This is a genomic window from Klebsiella sp. P1954, from assembly GCF_018199955.1.
In the GTDB taxonomy this organism is placed as follows: Bacteria; Pseudomonadota; Gammaproteobacteria; order Enterobacterales; family Enterobacteriaceae; genus Klebsiella; species Klebsiella pneumoniae.
Map to the genome: position 1 here is coordinate 3,341,632 of NZ_CP073373.1, position 19,848 is coordinate 3,361,479.

General features: G+C 58.3%; 15 protein-coding genes. 12 read left to right on the top strand and 3 right to left on the bottom strand.

The annotated features are described in order from the left end of the window. Positions 1–56 precede the first annotated feature (56 nt). The gene (gene ggt / locus KB890_RS15930) at positions 57–1,802 is read left to right on the top strand and encodes a gamma-glutamyltransferase (protein ID WP_004181471.1); all 1,746 of its coding nucleotides are present in this window, start codon (positions 57–59) and stop codon (positions 1,800–1,802) included. 89 nt (positions 1,803–1,891) lie between these two features. On the opposite strand, the gene yhhY is transcribed toward ggt, so the two are convergent. Together yhhY and KB890_RS15940 are read right to left on the bottom strand one after the other, a co-directional pair. Then, complete coding sequence (gene yhhY / locus KB890_RS15935; protein WP_004181470.1) at positions 1,892–2,380, bottom strand: N-acetyltransferase; 489 nt, start codon at positions 2,378–2,380, stop codon at positions 1,892–1,894. A 227-nt stretch (positions 2,381–2,607) separates the two neighbouring features. Next, entirely contained in the window at positions 2,608–3,261 is a 654-nt protein-coding gene (locus tag KB890_RS15940) for a bactofilin family protein (RefSeq protein ID WP_004181469.1), read from the bottom strand. A gap of 264 nt (positions 3,262–3,525) precedes the next feature. On the opposite strand from KB890_RS15940, the gene KB890_RS15945 reads away from it, so the two are divergent. The 5 genes from KB890_RS15945 (at position 3,526) to gntU (ending at position 8,540) form a co-directional block, all read left to right on the top strand. Continuing rightward, positions 3,526–4,563, top strand: a complete 1,038-nt coding sequence (locus tag KB890_RS15945) for an oxidoreductase (RefSeq protein WP_004181468.1) — start codon at positions 3,526–3,528, stop codon at positions 4,561–4,563. A 121-nt stretch (positions 4,564–4,684) separates the two neighbouring features. Continuing rightward, the gene (locus KB890_RS15950) at positions 4,685–5,380 is read left to right on the top strand and encodes a pirin family protein (protein WP_002920779.1); all 696 of its coding nucleotides are present in this window, start codon (positions 4,685–4,687) and stop codon (positions 5,378–5,380) included. 113 nt (positions 5,381–5,493) lie between these two features. Beyond that, the gene (gene gntR, locus KB890_RS15955; RefSeq protein WP_002920777.1) at positions 5,494–6,489 is read left to right on the top strand and encodes a gluconate operon transcriptional repressor GntR; all 996 of its coding nucleotides are present in this window, start codon (positions 5,494–5,496) and stop codon (positions 6,487–6,489) included. 180 nt (positions 6,490–6,669) lie between these two features. Continuing rightward, positions 6,670–7,200, top strand: coding sequence for a gluconokinase (gene gntK / locus KB890_RS15960; protein ID WP_002920775.1), 531 nt, complete (start codon positions 6,670–6,672; stop codon positions 7,198–7,200). Beyond that, on the top strand, positions 7,200–8,540 hold the full coding sequence (gene gntU / locus KB890_RS15965) for a gluconate transporter (protein ID WP_002920773.1): 1,341 nt from the start codon (positions 7,200–7,202) through the stop codon (positions 8,538–8,540). The genes gntK and gntU overlap by 1 nt, the downstream gene beginning before the upstream one ends. Here gntU and KB890_RS15970 read toward each other — a convergent pair. Further along, positions 8,537–8,899, bottom strand: coding sequence for a hypothetical protein (locus tag KB890_RS15970; protein ID WP_020325126.1), 363 nt, complete (start codon positions 8,897–8,899; stop codon positions 8,537–8,539). The genes gntU and KB890_RS15970 overlap by 4 nt on opposite strands. Before the next feature lie 103 nt (positions 8,900–9,002). Between KB890_RS15970 and asd the strand changes: the two genes are divergently transcribed. The 6 genes from asd to glgP all read left to right on the top strand — a co-directional run bounded on the left by asd (position 9,003) and on the right by glgP (position 19,780). Continuing rightward, positions 9,003–10,109: an aspartate-semialdehyde dehydrogenase gene (gene asd, locus KB890_RS15975; RefSeq protein WP_002920570.1), complete on the top strand. Its 1,107-nt coding sequence runs from the start codon at positions 9,003–9,005 to the stop codon at positions 10,107–10,109. A 237-nt stretch (positions 10,110–10,346) separates the two neighbouring features. After that, entirely contained in the window at positions 10,347–12,533 is a 2,187-nt protein-coding gene (gene glgB / locus KB890_RS15980) for a 1,4-alpha-glucan branching enzyme (RefSeq protein ID WP_004181466.1), read from the top strand. Then, positions 12,530–14,506, top strand: a complete 1,977-nt coding sequence (glgX, locus tag KB890_RS15985) for a glycogen debranching protein GlgX (protein WP_004181465.1) — start codon at positions 12,530–12,532, stop codon at positions 14,504–14,506. The genes glgB and glgX overlap by 4 nt, the downstream gene beginning before the upstream one ends. A gap of 80 nt (positions 14,507–14,586) precedes the next feature. After that, entirely contained in the window at positions 14,587–15,882 is a 1,296-nt protein-coding gene (gene glgC / locus KB890_RS15990) for a glucose-1-phosphate adenylyltransferase (RefSeq protein ID WP_002920566.1), read from the top strand. Then, positions 15,882–17,315, top strand: coding sequence for a glycogen synthase GlgA (gene glgA / locus KB890_RS15995; RefSeq protein ID WP_002920564.1), 1,434 nt, complete (start codon positions 15,882–15,884; stop codon positions 17,313–17,315). Before glgC ends, glgA begins: the two co-directional genes overlap by 1 nt. 17 nt (positions 17,316–17,332) lie before the next feature. Next, a complete protein-coding gene (glgP, locus tag KB890_RS16000; RefSeq protein ID WP_002920561.1) occupies positions 17,333–19,780 on the top strand; it encodes a glycogen phosphorylase in 2,448 nt (815 codons plus the stop codon). The last annotated feature ends 68 nt before the right edge of the window (positions 19,781–19,848 follow it).

Here is a 19,848-nt window from a genome sequence, read left to right on the forward strand (position 1 = left end):
GGAGTTATCAACCAGGCTTAAGCGGGGAATGAAACCTACCTTTCAGGAGTAAGACAATGATAAAAACAACAATATGGCGTCAGGTGGTCATCGCTGCGTTGCTGGCGGGGGGCAGCTTTACCGTCGCCGCCAATCCGCCACCGCCGCCGCCGGTCTCTTATGGCGTAGAGGAAGATGTGTTCCACCCGGTACGCGCCCGGCAGGGGATGGTGGCCTCGGTGGACGCGCTGGCGACCCGCGTCGGCGTGGATATCCTGCGCCAGGGCGGTAACGCTGTCGATGCGGCGGTAGCGGTAGGCTACGCGCTGGCGGTCACCCATCCGCAGGCCGGGAATATTGGCGGCGGCGGTTTTATGATGCTGCGGACTAAAGACGGCAAGACCACGGCGATCGATTTCCGCGAAATGGCGCCAGAGCAGGCCACCCGCGACATGTTCCTTGACGACCAGGGCAACCCGGACAGTAAAAAATCACTGACTTCGCATCTAGCCTCCGGCACGCCAGGCAGCGTCGCCGGTTTCTCCCTCGCGCTGGAAAAGTATGGCACCATGCCGTTGAACAAAGTGATCCGTCCGGCGATTAAGCTGGCGGAAGAGGGGTTTATCGTTAACGATGCGCTGGCGGACGATCTGAAGACCTACGGCAGCGAAGTGATCCCGCAGCATGAAAATAGTAAAGCGATCTTCTGGAAGAACGGCGAGCCGCTGAAGAAGGGCGATCGGCTGGTGCAGAAGAACCTCGGTAAGAGCCTGGAGCTGATTGCCGAGCACGGCCCGGACGCCTTCTATAAAGGGGCCATCGCCGACCAGATCGCTGACGAGATGAAAAAGCACGGCGGGCTAATCACCAAAGCCGATCTCGCCGGCTATAAGGCTATGGAGCGTACGCCGGTTAGCGGCGAGTATCGCGGGTATGAGGTTTACTCTATGCCGCCGCCGTCCTCCGGCGGGATCCATATCGTGCAGATCCTCAATATCCTCGAAAACTTCGATATGCAGAAATATGGTTTTGGCAGCGCCGACGCCATGCAGGTGATGGCGGAGGCGGAGAAACACGCCTACGCCGACCGCTCTGAATATCTCGGCGACCCTGACTTCGTCAACGTGCCGTGGCAGGCGCTGACCAGCAAGGCTTACGCCAAAGCGATCGCCGCCGAGATTGATGTCAACAAGGCGAAGCCTTCCAGCCAGATCCGTCCGGGCAAGCTGGCGCCCTATGAAAGCAACCAGACCACCCACTTCTCGGTGGTCGATAAAGACGGCAATGCGGTGGCGGTGACCTATACGCTGAATACCACCTTCGGTACCGGCATTGTGGCCGGTAATTCCGGCATTCTGCTCAATAACCAGATGGATGATTTCTCGGCGAAGCCCGGCGTGCCTAACGTCTATGGTCTGGTGGGCGGCGAAGCCAATGCGGTGGAGCCGAAAAAACGCCCGCTGTCGTCAATGTCGCCGACCATTGTGGTGAAAGATGGCAAAACCTGGCTGGTGACCGGCAGCCCGGGCGGCAGTCGGATCATCACCACCGTACTGCAGATGGTGGTCAATACCATCGATTTCGGGATGAACGTCGCGGAAGCCACCAACGCGCCGCGTTTCCACCATCAATGGCTGCCGGATGAGCTGCGGGTGGAGAAAGGCTTTAGCCCGGATACCCTCAAGCTGCTGGAGGCGAAGGGGCAGAAAGTGGCGCTGAAAGAGGCGATGGGCAGTACCCAGAGCATCATGGTGGGGCCGGACGGCATGCTGTATGGCGCCTCCGATCCGCGTTCGCCGGATGATTTAACGGCGGGGTATTGATGTGTTGCCCGGTGGCGCTGCTGCGCTTACCGGGCCTACAACTGTGCGAACGCAGGCCGGGTAAGGCGAAGCCGCCACCCGGCAACACGCTACTTCATTCTCGCCATATAATACGCATCCACATACTCACCGTTGCGCAGCGCGTAACGCCTGCCGGTGCCTTCGATCTCAAAGCCGTACTTCTTATACACCGCAATCGCCGGGGCATTATCGGCGAACACCGTCAGCTCAATACGCTCGACGCGCAGCCAGTTGTCGCACATATCAATCATGGTACGCATCAGCGCGCTGGCGACGCCGCGGTTGTGCCAGCGCGAATCCACGCTGACACCAAAATCGGCGACGTGGCTACGGCGGGGACGTTGGACGACGGCAATGCTTAAATGGCCGACGACTTGCTCATCGATACAGGCCACCAGTTGCTTCACGCCGGGCGTATCGGTTAGCCGCTCCCGCCACATATGTTCGGATGGATGAGGGACCTGTAGCGTGTTGTGATACACCTCCGGCTGGGCGTGAATTTGACGAATCGCGTCAATATCTTTCGGTTCAGCATGGCGTATCACGATGTCACTCATTCCTTGTTCCTCATTCAGGTGAAAAGTCCCTTTAAACATCACTGACTACGGCGTTCGAGTCAACACGCATTATTTGCAAAAAAAAGTAGACAAGTGCGAATGAGAATGATTATTATTGTCCTGCATTCAGGGAGACCCTTGCGGAAAGCCTGAAAGCACGACATTGCTCACATTGCTTCCAGTATTACTTTAGCCAGCCGGGTGCTGGCTTTTTTTTTGCTGCTATCTCAGGCGCTCTGCGGCCTGACGGGCTCCGCCTCGGCTTTGGAGGGTGCGTCTGCTACCAGACCGAGAATATGACTTTTGTTCTCCGCGGCGGCCAGCAGTTCAGCGCGACCGCTAAAAACGCCGCCTTTCTTGATCGCCAGCGCGCGATAGGCGAGGGTACCCTCCAGATGGCCGTGCTCCTCGATGGTGATGCTGTCGCCATGACACTGCCCCTGCACCTTGCCGTCAATTATTAGCTCCCGGCAGCTGACGTTGCCCTCCACCTGGCCTTCACGCATTACCTTAATCAAATGCTCTTTGGCCTCAATGTTGCCGGTGACCTGACCGTGGATATAGACATGGCCGCTGGCGACTATATTGCCGACGAAATGCACCCCGCTGGCGATGACCGTAGTCTCGTGTTTTTTGCTGGCGACCGCTTCGGGTTCTGGGTTAATTGCCGGAGGCGTGGCTGCTTCTGATATCTGAGGTTCCGTTTTATTTTTGTTAATAAACATCGCGTTAATCTTGTTCCGTTGGCTATGGAGGAGGAAAGCGATAAGCGCGCAGGCGGCCGCCAGGCGCGCCAGCGCGCTTGCATCGACAGACCAGGCGATCAGCGCGAGAAGCCAGAAAAAAAGGGCGCCGTTTATGGCGAGATACTGTTTGTCCATCAGCAGCGGCTGGCTACTCCGTTAGTCATCAGCAACCTCCTGGTTTGCTCTCCACTTATCCGCAGTTTTGCCATGGCGATCAAGGTTTTTTGCCGAAAACTGCTGATTTAATAACTTATTAATCAATAAGTTATTAATAATTACGTATGAGTGATACTCGAACTATTTTCCTAACGAATCTTCACTGCAAGCAAACAGAGAGGATGAAGTGAGGGACCGGCTTGCGCTATGGTTGAAGGTAGCTCATTAACTAAGGACAGCGTTATGACTCTGCACTGCGCATTTATTGGCTTTGGTAAAAGCACCACCCGCTATCACCTTCCTTACGTTTTGCACCGCAAAGACCGCTGGCAGGTAGCGCACATTTACCGCCGCCGGGCGAAGCCCGAGGAGCAGGCGCCGCAGTATTCCCATATTCATTTCACCAGCGACCTTGATGAAGTATTAAACGATCCACTGGTCAAGCTGGTGGTGGTCTGCACTCACGCCGACAGCCATTTTGAATATGCGAAAAAGGCGCTGGAGGCAGGAAAAAACGTGCTGGTGGAAAAGCCGTTCACCCCGACGCTGGAGGAAGCAAAAACTTTGTTTGCCCTGGCGAACAGCAAAGGCCTGACGGTGACGCCCTATCAGAACCGCCGTTTCGACTCCTGCTTCCTGACCACCAAAAAGGTGATTGAGAGCGGGAAACTCGGCGAACTGGTGGAGATCGAAAGCCATTTCGATAATTATCGCCCGCTGGCGGAGACCAACCCCGGCGGTCCGCAAAACGGCGAGTTCTATGGCCTTGGCGTGCATACCCTGGATCAGATCATTTCGCTGTTCGGCCGCCCGGACCATGTCTCTTACGATCTGCGCTCGCTGCGCAATAAAGCCAACCCGGATGACACCTTTGAAGCCCAGCTGTTCTACGGCGATATGAAGGCCATCGTTAAGACCAGCCATCTGGTGCAGATCGATTACCCGAAATTTATCGTTCACGGGCACAAAGGTTCGTTTGTGAAGTACGGCATTGACCAGCAGGAGACCAGCCTGAAGGCCAATGTCATGCCGGGCGAGCCGGGATTTGGCGCGGACGACAGCGTTGGCGAGCTGGTGTATGTCAACGAGGCAGGGGAGATGGTGCGCGAAGCGGTGCCGCTGGAGAGCGGCGATTATGGTCGGGTGTACGACGCGCTGTACGACACCCTCGTCAACGGCCAGCCGAATTACGTCAAGGAAACTGACGTTCTCACCAATATGGAGATCCTGCAGCGCGGCTTTGAGCAGCCTTCACCGGCCACCATTACCCTTACCCGATAAGTCAAATTGGCTCCTCTGCGCTTGTTCATATTTTTTGAACAGAGGAGTCAATTTTCACCCTCTATGATCGCCGGCGAAATGGGTCCACACTGACTCCATCGACAACATACGGGGGTGCAACATGATCTATTTACGCAAAGCGAACGAACGTGGCCACGCTAACCATGGCTGGCTGGATTCCTGGCATACTTTCTCTTTCGCCAACTATTATGACCCGAACTTTATGGGCTTCTCGGCCCTGCGGGTGATTAACGACGACGTCATCGACGCCGGTCAGGGCTTCGGTACCCACCCGCACAAAGACATGGAGATCCTGACCTATGTGCTGGAAGGGGCGGTGGAGCACCAGGACAGCATGGGCAACAAAGAGCAGGTGCCGGCGGGCGAGTTCCAGATCATGAGCGCGGGTACCGGGGTGCGCCACTCTGAGTACAACCCGAGCAAAACCGATCGTCTGCGTCTGTATCAGATCTGGATTATTCCGGAAGAAACCGGCATTACCCCGCGCTACGAGCAGCGCCGCTTCGACGCCGCCCAGGGCAAACAGCTGGTGCTGTCGCCGGATGCGCGAGATGGCTCGCTGAAGGTGTACCAGGATATGGAACTCTATCGCTGGGCGCTGCTGAAAGATGAGCAGTCGGTTCACCAGATTGCCGCGGAACGCCGCGTGTGGATCCAGGTGGTCAAAGGCGAAGTGACCATCAACGGTACCAAAGCCACCACCAGCGACGGTTTGGCTATCTGGGACGAGCAGGCGATTTCGGTTCATGCCGACAGCGATAGCGAGATCCTGCTGTTCGATCTGCCGCCGGTTTGATAGTTATCTGAGCCAGGTTAAATAAATTGCGCAGCCTTCCCTCATGTTAGGGAAGGTTGCGCTTTGTCCGTGATAAACTGAGAAAATGTTTCCCGTTGATCACAGTCAGGACGATGAAAAAGAAAAGACCCGTACTTCAGGATGTAGCCGATCTTGTCGGCGTGACCAAAATGACGGTCAGTCGCTATTTACGCAACCCGGAGCAGGTCTCCGAAGCGCTGCGTGGCAAGATTGCCGTTGCCCTCGATGAACTGGGTTATATTCCCAATCGCGCCCCTGACATTCTTTCCAACGCCACCAGCCGCGCCATCGGCGTGCTGCTGCCGTCGTTAACCAACCAGGTCTTCTCGGAAGTGCTGCGCGGTATCGAAAGCGTCACCGACGCCTTCGGCTATCAAACCATGCTGGCGCACTACGGCTATAAGCCGGAAATGGAAGAGAAACGCCTCGAATCGATGCTCTCCTGGAACATTGATGGCCTGATCCTCACCGAACGCACCCATACGCCGCGCACCCTGAAGATGATCGAAGTCGCCGGCATTCCGGTGGTGGAACTGATGGACAGCCGGTCGCCGTGTCTCGATATTGCCGTCGGGTTTGATAACTTTGAAGCCGCCCGGCAGATGACCGCGGCGATCATCGCCCGCGGCCACCGCCATGTCGCCTATCTGGGGGCGCGTCTTGATGAACGTACTATCATCAAACAGAAGGGGTACGAGCAGGCGATGCTTGACGCCGGGATGACGCCCTACAGCGTGATGGTGGAGCAATCCTCGTCCTATTCTTCGGGGATTGAGCTGATGCGCCAGGCGCGCCGCGAATATCCACAGCTCGACGGCATTTTCTGCACCAACGATGACCTCGCGGTCGGCGCGGCGTTCGAGTGCCAGCGTCTGGGACTGAAGATCCCCGATGATATGGCGATCGCCGGGTTCCACGGCCATGATATCGGCCAGGTGATGGAGCCGCGGCTGGCCAGCGTCCTGACCCCGCGCGAGCGGATGGGGCGCATCGGCGCCGAACGGCTGCTGGCGCGCATTCGTGGTGAAGCGATTACCCCTAAGATGTTAGATTTAGGTTTCACATTGTCACCGGGCGGATCAATTTAAACTGACAAGTTTGAAGTAGATCACACATATTCACATCTGGCACGAATGGATATTGCTTCTCCACAGGTCCGGCATGACAATGTTACCGATAACAGTTACCCGTAACAATTAACCGATACGCCGCCTTCGCGCTGGATGAGTCAGCCCCGGCGCGGCGTACCAGTCCAGTGGGAGGACGCTTTGAGCACGACTAACCATGATCACCACGTCTATGTCCTGATGGGCGTTTCCGGCAGCGGAAAATCCGCTGTCGCCAGCGAAGTGGCGCATCAACTGCATGCCGCGTTTCTTGACGGCGACTTTCTCCATCCGCGCAGCAATATCACCAAGATGGCCTCCGGCGAGCCGCTCAACGATGATGACCGCACGCCGTGGCTGCAGGCGCTAAATGACGCCGCGTTCGCCATGCAGCGTACCAACAAGGTGTCGCTGATCGTCTGCTCGGCGCTGAAGAAGAGCTATCGCGACATTCTGCGCAAGGGCAACCCGAACCTCTCCTTCATCTACCTGAAAGGCGATTTCGACGTGATCGAAAGCCGTCTGAAGGCGCGTAAAGGGCACTTCTTTAAAACCCAAATGTTGGTGACGCAGTTTGAAACGCTGCAGGAACCAGGCGCCGACGAGAGCGATGTGCTTATCGTCGATATCGACCAGCCGCTGGAAGGCGTGGTGGCCAGCACCATCGAGGTGATCAACAAAGGCAGTCACTAGTGAGTACTTTAACGCTTGTTTTAACAGCAGTCGGCTCGGTATTGCTGCTGCTGTTTTTAGTCATGAAGGCGCGAATGCACGCCTTCGTGGCTTTGATGGTGGTTTCTATTGGCGCCGGCCTCTTCTCCGGCATGCCGCTGGATAAAATCGCGGCGACGATGGAGAAAGGGATGGGCGGTACGCTGGGCTTCCTGGCGATCGTCGTCGCGCTCGGCGCGATGTTCGGTAAGATCCTGCATGAAACGGGGGCGGTCGATCAGATTGCCGTCAAGATGCTCAAATCCTTTGGCCACAATCGCGCGCACTATGCGATTGGTCTCGCCGGTCTCATCTGCGCGCTGCCGCTGTTCTTCGAAGTGGCGATCGTACTGCTGATTAGCGTCGCCTTCTCGATGGCGCGCCATACCGGTACTAACCTCGTGAAGCTGGTGATCCCGCTGTTTGCCGGCGTTGCCGCCGCCGCGGCGTTTCTGTTGCCTGGACCGGCGCCGATGCTGCTGGCGTCGCAAATGCACGCCGACTTCGGCTGGATGATCCTGATTGGCCTGTGTGCGGCCATTCCGGGGATGATTATCGCCGGTCCGCTATGGGGCAACTTCATCAGCCGCTACGTCGAATTGCATATTCCTGACGACGTCACGGAACCGCATCTCGGCGAAGGCAAAATGCCCTCCTTCGGCTTCAGCCTGGCGCTGATCCTGCTGCCGCTGGTGCTGGTTGGCCTGAAAACCATCGCCGCGCGCTTTGTGCCGGTGGGTTCCACTGCCTACGAATGGTTCGAGTTTATCGGCCACCCGTTCACCGCGATCCTGGTGGCCTGCCTGGTGGCGATTTACGGTCTGGCGGTACGTCAGGGAATGGCGAAAGACCGGGTGATGGAGATTTGCGGCCACGCGCTGCAGCCGGCCGGGATTATTCTGCTGGTGATCGGGGCTGGCGGCGTCTTCAAGCAGGTGCTGGTTGACTCCGGCGTTGGCCCGGCGCTTGGTGAAGCGCTGACCGGAATGGGGCTGCCGATCGCTATTACCTGCTTCGTACTGGCGGCGGCGGTGCGTATCATTCAGGGCTCTGCCACCGTGGCGTGCCTGACGGCGGTCGGCCTGGTGATGCCGGTGATTGAGCAGTTGAACTACAGCGGCGCGCAGATGGCGGCATTGTCTATCTGTATCGCCGGCGGCTCGATTGTGGTAAGCCACGTGAACGACGCCGGCTTCTGGCTGTTCGGTAAATTTACCGGCGCCAGTGAAGCCCAGACGCTGAAGACCTGGACCATGATGGAAACCATCCTTGGCACCACCGGGGCGATTGTCGGTATGATCGCCTTCCAGCTGCTGAGCTAAGCCCGCTCATCTCCCGCTCGCGGGAAATAAAAAGCCAGGGTAACGCTGCTTACCCTGGCTTCTTTGCAATAAGCCGCCCTTTTTCCCTCTTTTCCTTGCCAGCTATTGGCCCTTATTAGCGCTACGACGATGCTCGTATCCCTCGTCAGCCCTTGCTGTGACTGGGTTTGTCGCTTTTTTTTGGCAAGCGGAAAAGCACCAGATTTCACGCTTAATCCATAATCAGGATCAATAAAATAGCGACGGAAAATATTCCATTCCCCGGGGGATTTCCCCGATAATCGTTGCGCTTTTGACGACGACCAGCGACGGTGGACAATGTGCAGGATAAGTTGCTTTTCTGATTGTTCAGCAATCATTGATTAATTTCACTTGCGACTTTAGCTGCATTTTGTAAGGTGAGGGATAATCCAGTTGGAAACTGGCCAGGCACAAACAGCACACACCTCGCAGGAATACGTTATGAAAAATGTTGGTTTTATCGGCTGGCGCGGAATGGTCGGCTCTGTCCTCATGCAACGCATGGTTGAAGAGCGCGATTTCGACGCCATTCGCCCGGTGTTCTTCTCTACCTCCCAGCTGGGACAGCCAGCGCCGTCATTCGGCGGTAGCACCGGTGGCACGCTGCAGGATGCGTTCGATCTGGACGCGCTGAAGGCGCTGGACATTATTGTCACGTGCCAGGGCGGCGATTACACCAACGAGATTTACCCGAAGCTGCGCGCAAGCGGCTGGCAGGGTTACTGGATTGACGCGGCTTCTTCGCTGCGCATGAAGGACGATGCGATCATTATCCTCGACCCGGTTAACCAGGATGTGATCACCGCCGGCCTGAACAACGGCGTGAAAACCTTTGTCGGCGGCAACTGCACCGTCAGCCTGATGCTGATGTCCCTCGGCGGCCTGTTTGCTCAGGATCTGGTGGAGTGGGTCAGCGTGGCGACGTACCAGGCGGCTTCCGGCGGCGGCGCGCGTCATATGCGCGAGCTGCTGAGCCAGATGGGGCAGCTGCATAATCATGTGGCCGCGGAGCTGGCGGACCCGGCTTCCGCCATCCTGGATATTGAGCGCAAAGTGACGTCGCTGACCCGCAGCGGCGAGCTGCCGGTCGATAACTTTGGCGTACCGCTGGCGGGCAGCCTGATCCCGTGGATCGACAAACAGCTGGATAACGGTCAGAGCCGCGAAGAGTGGAAAGGCCAGGCGGAGACCAACAAGATCCTCGCCACCTCGTCCGTTATCCCGGTAGACGGCCTCTGCGTTCGCGTTGGCGCGCTGCGCTGCCACAGCCAGGCGTTTACCATCAAGCTGAAGAAAGATGTTTCTATCCCGACCGTTGAGGAGCTGCTGGCCGCGCACAACCCGTGGGCCAAAGTGGTACCGAACGATCGTGAGATTACCATGCGCGAGCTGACCCCAGCCGCGGTGACGGGCACCCTGACCACCCCGGTAGGACGCCTGCGTAAACTGAATATGGGGCCGGAGTATCTATCGGCCTTTACCGTTGGCGACCAACTGCTGTGGGGCGCCGCGGAGCCGCTGCGCCGGATGCTTCGCCAGCTGGCGTAAGCCCAGGATGAACAGAAAGGGGGTCTTCAAGCCCCCTTTTTTTTTGCGTAATACAAGGAGTAAACGCGGATGTTAGATTTTTCCCCACGGAGGTAACTCAGCCTTGGCTATGCTTTAAGTAAGGAATTCCTTACCTGAAGGTGGGACGGAGCAGGAGGATGCTGAGAGCACTGCGCCGTTCAGGTCAAAAAAGTCGCCAGTTACAGGAATGAGCGACACTTACAACAGGATGAAAGCATGTCTAATCATATTGATAGAGACGTGATTAATGCGCTAATCGCCGGTCATTTCGCGGATCCCTTTTCCGTGCTCGGCATGCACCGTACTGACGCCGGGCTGGAAGTGCGCGCATTATTACCCGATGCCACCGACGTGTGGGTTATTGAACCGAAAACCGGACGCAAAGTCGGCAAGCTCGAATGTCTCGACTCGCGTGGTTTCTTCAGCGGCGTCCTGCCGCGGCGTAAAAACGCTTTTCGCTATCAGCTGGCCGTCACCTGGCACGGGCAGCAGAATCTGATCGATGACCCTTATCGCTTTGGTCCGCTGTTACAGGACCTTGACGTCTGGCTGCTGTCGGAAGGGACCCACCTGCGCCCTTACGAAACGCTGGGCGCGCACGCTGCCACCATGGACGGCGTCACCGGTACCCGTTTCTCGGTGTGGGCGCCGAACGCCCGCCGCGTATCGGTGGTGGGGCAGTTTAACTACTGGGATGGCCGTCGCCACCCGATGCGATTCCGCAAAGAGTCCGGGATCTGGGAGCTGTTCGTTCCCGGCGCGCACAATGGCCAGCTGTATAAATTCGAACTGATTGACGCCCACGGCAATCTGCGGGTCAAAGCCGACCCTTACGCCTTTGAGTCGCAAATGCGTCCGGAAAGCGCCTCGCTTATCTGCGACCTGCCGCCCAAAGTGGAACAGCCAGCGGACCGCAGAGCGGCGAACCGGTTTGATGCCCCGATCTCTATCTATGAAGTGCATCTCGGCTCCTGGCGCCGTCATACCGATAATAATTTCTGGCTGAGCTACCGCGAGCTGGCCGACCAGCTGGTGCCCTATGCGAAATGGATGGGCTTCACCCATCTCGAACTATTGCCGGTTAACGAGCACCCGTTCGACGGCAGCTGGGGCTATCAACCCACCGGGCTCTATGCGCCGACCCGCCGCTTCGGCACCCGCGACGATTTCCGTTACTTTATCAATGCCGCGCACGCCGCCGGGCTGAACGTCATTCTTGACTGGGTGCCCGGCCACTTCCCGGCGGATGATTTTGCCCTTGCCTCGTTTGACGGCACTTCGCTGTATGAGCACAGCGATCCGCGCGAGGGGTATCACCAGGACTGGAATACCCTGATCTACAACTACGGACGTCGGGAAGTCAGCAACTACCTGGTGGGTAACGCGCTGTACTGGATCGAACGCTTCGGCATCGATGCGCTGCGGGTCGACGCGGTGGCCTCGATGATCTATCGCGATTACAGCCGCAAGGCGGGAGAGTGGATCCCCAACGAATACGGCGGTCGGGAGAATCTGGAAGCCATTGAGTTTCTGCGCAACACCAACCGCATCCTTGGCGAACAGACGCCGGGCGCGGTCACCATGGCGGAAGAGTCCACCGATTTTGCCGGGGTGACCCGTCCGCCAGCCGGCGGCGGCCTCGGTTTCTGGTTCAAATGGAACCTCGGCTGGATGCACGACACCCTGGATTACATGAAGCTCGATCCGGTGCATCGCCGCTACCATCATGACAAAATGACCTTCGGCATGCTCTACAACTACACCGAGAACTTTGTGCTGCCGCTCTCCCACGATGAAGTGGTGCACGGCAAAAAATCGATTCTCGACCGCATGCCGGGCGATGCCTGGCAGAAGTTCGCCAACCTGCGCGCCTACTACGGCTGGCTGTTCGCCTTCCCGGGGAAAAAGCTGCTGTTTATGGGCAATGAGTTCGCTCAGGGCCGCGAGTGGAACCATGACGTTAGCCTCGACTGGCATCTGCTGGAGGGCGGCGACAACTGGCACCACGGCGTCCAGCGGCTGGTGCGCGACCTGAACCATACCTACCGTCATCATAAAGCGCTGCACGAGCTGGATTTTGACCCCTACGGCTTCGAATGGCTGGTGGTCGACGACCATGAGCGCTCGGTGTTTGTCTTTGTACGCCGTGACCGGGCGGGCAACGAGATTATCGTCGCCAGCAACTTCACGCCGGTGCCGCGCCACGACTACCGCTTCGGCATTAACCAGCCGGGCCGCTGGCGCGAGGCGCTAAATACCGACTCCATGCACTATCACGGCAGCAATCAGGGCAATGGCGGCGTGGTGGAAAGCGACGCTATCGCCAGCCATGGCCGCGAACATTCGCTGTCGCTGACCCTGCCCCCGCTGGCGACGATCTGGCTGGTCCGGGAGGCGCAATGACCTCACTCGCGGCAGGCAAACCTGCGCCATTGGGCGCCAGCTATGACGGCAAGGGGGTGAATTTCGCCCTCTTCTCCGCCCATGCGGAGCGGGTGGAGCTGTGCGTATTCGACGAGCAGGGCAACGAGCAACGCTTCGATCTCCCGGCGCGCAGCGGCGACATCTGGCACGGCTGGCTGGCCGCCGCCGGGCCGGGCCTGCGCTACGGCTATCGGGTACATGGTCCCTGGGACCCGGCGCAGGGGCACCGCTTTAACCCGGCCAAGCTGTTGATCGATCCCAGCGCCCACCGGGTCGAGGGCGATCTGCCTGACGATGAGCGCCTGCACGGCGGCATGTGGCAGCCCGATCGCCGCGACAGCGCCGCGGTCGCGCCAAAATCGCAGGTGGTGGATCTGCGCTATGACTGGCGTGGCGATAAACCGCCGCGTACCCCATGGGGGGAAACGGTGATTTATGAAGCGCACGTGAAAGGGCTCACCTTGCTTAATCGGCAGCTACCGGAAGCCATTCGCGGAACCTATAAAGCGCTGGGCCACCCGGCGATGATCGCTTACTTCAAATCGCTGGGCATCAGCGCCCTTGAGCTGTTGCCGGTGGCGCAGTTCGCCAGCGAGCCGCGACTGCAGCGGATGGGGTTAAGCAACTACTGGGGCTACAACCCGTTGGCGTGGTTCGCGCTGGATCCGCGCTACGCCAGCGACCCGGATCGCGCCCTGGATGAGTTTCGCGATGCGGTTAAGGCGCTGCATGCCGCCGGTATCGAAGTGATTCTGGATATCGTGCTCAACCATAGTGCGGAAATCGATCTCGAAGGGCCCACCGTCTCCCTGCGCGGAATCGACAACCGTAGCTATTATTGGGTAAGGGAGGATGGCGATTATCACAACTGGACCGGGTGCGGTAATACGCTCAATCTTAGCCACCCCGGCGTGGTGGAGTGGGCGCGCCAGTGTTTGCGCTTTTGGGTGGATGAGTGCCATGTCGACGGCTTTCGCTTCGACCTCGCCTCAGTGATGGGGCGGACGCCGGAATTCCGCCAGGATGCGCCGCTGTTCGAGGCTATCCGCCGCGACAGCGTGCTGTCGCAGGTGAAACTGATTGCGGAACCCTGGGATATCGGCCCGGGCGGCTATCAGGTGGGTAATTTCCCACCGCTGTTCGCTGAATGGAATGACCATTTTCGCGATAGCGCCCGACGCTTCTGGCTACAGCAAAATGTCTCCCTGGGGGATTTTGCGCAACGTTTCGCGGCCTCCAGCGATCTCTTTGCCCGCGATGGCAAGCCGCCATCGGCGACGGTCAACCTGGTGACGGCCCACGATGGCTTCACGCTGCGCGACTGCGTTTGTTTCAATCAGAAACACAATGAGGCAAACGGGGAGGAGAATCGCGATGGGACTAACAATAACTACAGCAACAATCATGGTATAGAAGGATTAGAAGCGAATTTTGCGGTGATTGAACGGCGGCGCGCCAGCGCGCATGCGCTGCTGACGACGCTGCTGCTGGCTCAGGGGACGCCAATGCTGCTGGCGGGCGATGAACAGGGCCACAGCCAGCACGGTAACAATAATGCTTACTGCCAGGACAACGCCTTGACGTGGCTGGACTGGCGCCAGGCGAACCCGGGATTAACCGCCTTTACCGCGGCGCTGATCCACCTGCGGCGCCGTATTCCGGCGCTCACCCGCAACCGCTGGTGGCAGGAGGGGGATGGCAACGTCCGCTGGCTTAATCGCAACGCCCAGCCCCTGACTGCCGCGGAGTGGCAGCAGGGGGCCGCGTGTATGCAGATCCAGTTGTCGGATCGCTGGCTGCTCACGCTGAACGCCACCGCAGAGGTGGTGGATATGGTTTTACCCGAGGGGGAATGGCGCGCCGTTCCTCCATTCGCCGGAGAGGATAATCCGGTCATCATGGCTGTCTGGCATGGGCCCGCGCACGGAGTGTGCGTATTTCAAAGGTCGTAAGCCCTGAAGCTTTCGGTTGGACCCGTGGCGGCGGCGCGGCGGGATGAGCTGGAAAGCGGGGGTGTAAAAAGGAGTTAATCATGGTTAGGCTTGAAAAAAACGATCCGCTGATGCTGGCGCGTCAATTACCCATCAAATCCGTGGCGTTGATCCTCGCGGGCGGGCGTGGCACCCGGCTGAAGGATCTCACCATTAAGCGTGCGAAACCTGCCGTTCACTTTGGCGGCAAGTTCCGTATTATCGATTTCGCATTATCTAACTGCATTAACTCAGGGATCCGCCGCATCGGCGTTATTACCCAGTATCAGTCGCACACGCTGGTGCAGCACATCCAGCGCGGCTGGTCGTTCTTCAGCGAAGAGATGAACGAGTTTGTCGATCTGCTGCCGGCTCAGCAGCGCGTGCATGGCGAAAATTGGTATCGCGGCACGGCGGATGCGGTGACGCAGAACCTGGATATCATCAGCCGCTACAAGGCCGAGTACGTGGTGATCCTCGCGGGCGACCATATTTATAAGCAGGACTACTCGCGCATGCTGATCGACCATGTCGAAAAAGGGGCGCGTTGCACCGTGGCCTGCATGCCGGTGCCCATTGAAGAGGCATCCGCCTTCGGCGTCATGGCGGTCGACGAAAACGAAAAAATCATTGAGTTTGTCGAGAAACCCGCCAACCCGCCGGCGATGCCGACCGACCCGACCAAATCGCTGGCCAGCATGGGCATTTATGTCTTTGACGCCGCCTATCTTTATGAGCTGCTGGAAGAAGACGATCGCAACGAGAACTCCAGCCACGATTTCGGCAAAGACATCATTCCGAAGATCACCGAAGCTGGCATGGCTTATGCACATCCTTTCCCGCTCTCCTGCGTGCAGTCCGACCCGAACGCCGAACCTTACTGGCGCGACGTGGGGACGCTGGAAGCCTACTGGAAGGCTAACCTCGATCTGGCGTCAGTCACGCCGGAGCTGGATATGTACGACCAGAACTGGCCGATCCGCACCCATATGGAATCGCTGCCGCCGGCGAAGTTCGTGCAGGACCGCTCCGGTAGTCACGGCATGACCCTGAACTCGCTGGTTTCCGGGGGGTGCATTATCTCCGGGTCGGTGGTGGTGCAGTCGGTGCTGTTCCCGCGCGTGCGGGTGAATTCGTTCTGTAACATAGATTCGGCAGTCTTGTTGCCAGATGTCTGGGTGGGGCGCTCATGCCGCCTGCGTCGCTGCGTGATTGACCGCGCCTGTGTTATCCCGGAAGGAATGGTGATTGGTGAGAATGCGGAAGAGGATGCACGCCGCTTCTATCGCTCAGAGGAAGGTATCGTGCTGGTGACCCGCGACATGCTGCGGAAATTAGGGCACAAACAGGAGCGCTAATGCAGGTCTTACATGTATGTTCTGAGATGTTCCCGCTGTTAAAGACGGGCGGTCTGGCGGACGTCATCGGCGCACTGCCGGCGGCGCAAATCGCGGAGGGTATCGATACGCGCGTGCTGTTGCCGGCGTTTCCCGATATCCGTCGCGGCGTGGTGGATGCCCAGGTGGTGACCCGCCGGGATACCTTCGCCGGGCGGATCACGCTGCTGTACGGCCACTTTAACGGCGTGGGGATCTACCTGATAGACGCCCCGCATCTCTATGACCGTCCGGGGAGCCCTTACCACGATACCAACCAGCACGCTTATCCCGACAACGTCCTGCGCTTTGCGCTGCTGGGCTGGGTGGGAAGTGAAATGGCCAGCGGACTGGATCCGTTCTGGCGCCCGGATGTGGTGCATGCCCATGACTGGCACGCCGGCCTGACGCCGGCCTACCTGGCGGCGCGCGGACGCCCGGCTAAATCGGTGTTTACCGTGCACAACCTGGCGTACCAGGGGATGTTTTACTCCTGGCATATGAATGACATTGAGCTGCCGTGGTCGTTCTATAACATGCATGGCCTCGAGTTTAACGGGCAGATCTCGTTTCTCAAGGCCGGCCTCTACTACGCCGACCATATTACGGCGGTGAGCCCGACCTACGCGCGCGAGATCACCGAGCCGCAGTACGCCTACGGCATGGAGGGGCTGCTGCGCCAGCGCCATCATGAAGGTCGGCTGTCGGGAATTCTCAACGGCGTTGACGACGGTATCTGGAGCCCGCAAAACGATCTGCTGCTGCCGATGCGCTACGATCGCGACACGCTGGAGGAGAAGGCGGAGAACAAGCGTCAGCTGCAGATTGCCATGGGCCTGAAGGTCGATGATAAAGCGCCGTTGTTTGCCGTCGTCAGCCGTCTTACCAGCCAGAAAGGGCTGGACCTGGTGCTTGAAGCGCTGCCGGGTCTGCTTGAGCAGGGCGGCCAGCTGGCGCTACTGGGCGCCGGCGATCCGGTGCTGCAGGAAGGTTTCCTCGCCGCCGCCGCCGAACACCCGGGCAAAGTGGGTGTGCAGATTGGCTACCATGAGGCCTTCTCCCACCGCATTATGGGCGGCGCCGACGTCATTCTGGTCCCGAGCCGCTTTGAACCCTGCGGCCTGACTCAGCTGTATGGTCTGAAATACGGGACGCTGCCGCTGGTGCGCCGCACCGGCGGTCTGGCGGACACCGTCGCTGACAGTTCGCTGGAGAATCTGGCCGATGGTCTGGCGACAGGGTTTGTCTTTGAGGACAGCAATGCGCTGTCATTGCTGCGCGCTATCCGTCGCGCCTTTGTCCTCTGGTCGCGCCCGTCGCTCTGGCGCTACGTGCAGCGTCAGGCGATGAATATGGATTTTAGCTGGCAGGTTGCCGCGAACTCCTATCGCGAACTTTATCAACGCTTGATGTAACCACTGGAGTCATTGTTATGAATGTACCCTTTAGCTATGCATCACCGACGCTGAGCGTTGAGGCGTTAAAGCATTCTATTGCCTATAAACTGATGTTTATCATCGGTAAAGATCCGGCCATCGCCAACAAGCATGAATGGCTTAACGCCACGCTGTTTGCCGTTCGCGATCGCATGGTGGAGCGCTGGCTGCGCTCCAACCGCGCGCAGCTCTCCCAGGAAGTGCGCCAGGTGTACTATCTGTCGATGGAGTTTCTGATCGGCCGCACCCTCTCGAATGCGCTGCTGTCGCTGGGCATTTATGACGATGTGAGCAGCGCGCTGGCGGAGATGGGGCTCGATCTCGAAGAGCTGATCGATGAAGAGAATGACCCCGGGCTTGGCAACGGCGGTCTGGGCCGCCTGGCGGCTTGCTTCCTTGACTCCCTGGCGGCGCTGGGTCTGCCGGGACGCGGTTACGGCATCCGCTACGACTACGGGATGTTTAAACAGAATATTGTCGATGGCCGGCAAAAAGAGTCTCCTGACTACTGGCTGGAGTACGGTAACCCGTGGGAGTTTGAGCGCCACAACACCCGCTATAAAGTGCGCTTCGGCGGCCGCATTCAGCAGGAAGGAAAGAAAACCCGCTGGATTGAGACGGAGGAGATCATTGCGGAAGCCTACGACCAGATCATCCCCGGCTTTGACACCGACGCCACCAACACACTGCGTCTGTGGAGCGCGCAGGCCAGTAGCGAAATTAACCTCGGTAAATTCAACCAGGGCGACTACTTCGCCGCGGTAGAGGATAAAAACCACTCCGAAAACGTCTCCCGCGTGCTCTATCCGGACGACTCGACCTACTCCGGCCGCGAGCTGCGCCTGCGCCAGGAGTATTTCCTCGTGTCGGCCACGGTGCAGGATATCCTGAGTCGCCATTACATGTTGCATAAAACCTATGACAACCTGGCGGACAAGATTGCCATTCACCTGAATGACACCCACCCGGTGCTGTCGATACCGGAGCTGATGCGTCTGCTTATCGACGAACATAAGTTCAGCTGGGACGAGGCGTTCGAGGTGACCTGTCAGGTCTTCTCCTATACCAACCACACCCTGATGAGCGAAGCGCTCGAGACCTGGCCGGTGGATATGCTGGGTAAAATTCTGCCGCGCCATCTGCAGATTATCTTCGAGATTAACGACTATTTCCTCAAGACCTTGCAGGAGCAGTATCCGAACGATACCGACCTTCTCAGCCGCACCTCGATTATCGACGAGTCTAACGGCCGCCGTGTGCGGATGGCCTGGCTGGCGGTAGTGGTCAGCCACAAGGTCAACGGGGTGTCCGAGCTGCATTCCCGACTGATGGTGGAGTCACTGTTTGCCGAATTCGCCAAAATCTTCCCAATGCGCTTTATCAACGTGACCAACGGTGTGACGCCGCGCCGCTGGCTGGCGCTGGCCAACCCGCCGCTGTCGAAAGTGCTGGATGAGCATATCGGCCGCACCTGGCGGACCGATCTGAGTCAGCTTGATGAGCTGAAACAGCATATCGACTACCCGATGGTCAATCAGGCGGTGCGTCAGGCCAAGTTTGAGAACAAACAGCGGCTGGCCAGCTATATTGCTCAACAGCTCAATGTGGTGGTCAATCCGAAGGCGCTGTTTGATGTGCAGATCAAACGTATCCATGAATACAAACGGCAGCTAATGAATGTGCTGCACGTCATCACCCGCTATAACCGGATCAAGGCCGATCCGCAGGCCGAGTGGGTGCCGCGGGTGAATATTTTCGCCGGTAAGGCGGCCTCGGCCTACTACATGGCCAAGCACATTATTCACCTGATCAACGATGTGGCGGCGGTGATTAATAACGATCCGCAGATTGGCGACAAGCTGAAGGTCGTCTTTATCCCCAACTACAGCGTTAGCCTGGCGCAGCTGATCATTCCGGCGGCAGACCTGTCGGAACAGATCTCCCTCGCAGGCACTGAAGCTTCCGGCACCAGTAATATGAAGTTTGCCCTTAACGGCGCGCTGACTATCGGCACCCTCGACGGGGCGAACGTGGAGATGCAGGAGCACGTGGGCGAAGAGAATATCTTTATCTTCGGTAACACCGCGGAAGAGGTGGAGGAGCTACGTCGCAGCGGCTATAAACCACGCGAATACTACGAGCAGGATGAAGAGCTTCACCAGGCGCTGACGCAGATCGGTACCGGCGTCTTCAGCCCGGCGGAACCGGGGCGCTACCGCGACCTGCTGGATTCGCTGATTAACTTTGGCGACCACTACCAGGTTCTGGCGGACTATCGTAGCTATGTGGACTGCCAGGATCGCGTCGACGAGCTGTATCAAAACCCGGAAGAGTGGGCCTATAAGGCGATGTTGAATATTGCCAACATGGGCTACTTCTCTTCTGACCGGACGATCCAGGAGTACGCGAAATATATCTGGCATATCGACCCGGTAAGGCTGTAAGCCAGTCAATGCAACACAACGGGGCCATTTGGCCCCGTTGTTTGATTATTGCGGTTGAACCTGGCCTC

What these genes read in the sequence shown, in the direction of transcription:
- ggt (WP_004181471.1), top strand. Translation starts at nt 57, where the DNA reads ATGATAAAAACAACAATATGGCGTCAGGTGGTCATCGCTGCGTTGCTG.
- yhhY (WP_004181470.1), bottom strand. Translation starts at nt 2,380, where the DNA reads ATGAGTGACATCGTGATACGCCATGCTGAACCGAAAGATATTGACGCG.
- KB890_RS15940 (WP_004181469.1), bottom strand. Translation starts at nt 3,261, where the DNA reads ATGGACAAACAGTATCTCGCCATAAACGGCGCCCTTTTTTTCTGGCTT.
- KB890_RS15945 (WP_004181468.1), top strand. Translation starts at nt 3,526, where the DNA reads ATGACTCTGCACTGCGCATTTATTGGCTTTGGTAAAAGCACCACCCGC.
- KB890_RS15950 (WP_002920779.1), top strand. Translation starts at nt 4,685, where the DNA reads ATGATCTATTTACGCAAAGCGAACGAACGTGGCCACGCTAACCATGGC.
- gntR (WP_002920777.1), top strand. Translation starts at nt 5,494, where the DNA reads ATGAAAAAGAAAAGACCCGTACTTCAGGATGTAGCCGATCTTGTCGGC.
- KB890_RS15970 (WP_020325126.1), bottom strand. Translation starts at nt 8,899, where the DNA reads ATGATTGCTGAACAATCAGAAAAGCAACTTATCCTGCACATTGTCCAC.
- asd (WP_002920570.1), top strand. Translation starts at nt 9,003, where the DNA reads ATGAAAAATGTTGGTTTTATCGGCTGGCGCGGAATGGTCGGCTCTGTC.
- glgB (WP_004181466.1), top strand. Translation starts at nt 10,347, where the DNA reads ATGTCTAATCATATTGATAGAGACGTGATTAATGCGCTAATCGCCGGT.
- glgX (WP_004181465.1), top strand. Translation starts at nt 12,530, where the DNA reads ATGACCTCACTCGCGGCAGGCAAACCTGCGCCATTGGGCGCCAGCTAT.
- glgC (WP_002920566.1), top strand. Translation starts at nt 14,587, where the DNA reads ATGGTTAGGCTTGAAAAAAACGATCCGCTGATGCTGGCGCGTCAATTA.
- glgA (WP_002920564.1), top strand. Translation starts at nt 15,882, where the DNA reads ATGCAGGTCTTACATGTATGTTCTGAGATGTTCCCGCTGTTAAAGACG.
- glgP (WP_002920561.1), top strand. Translation starts at nt 17,333, where the DNA reads ATGAATGTACCCTTTAGCTATGCATCACCGACGCTGAGCGTTGAGGCG.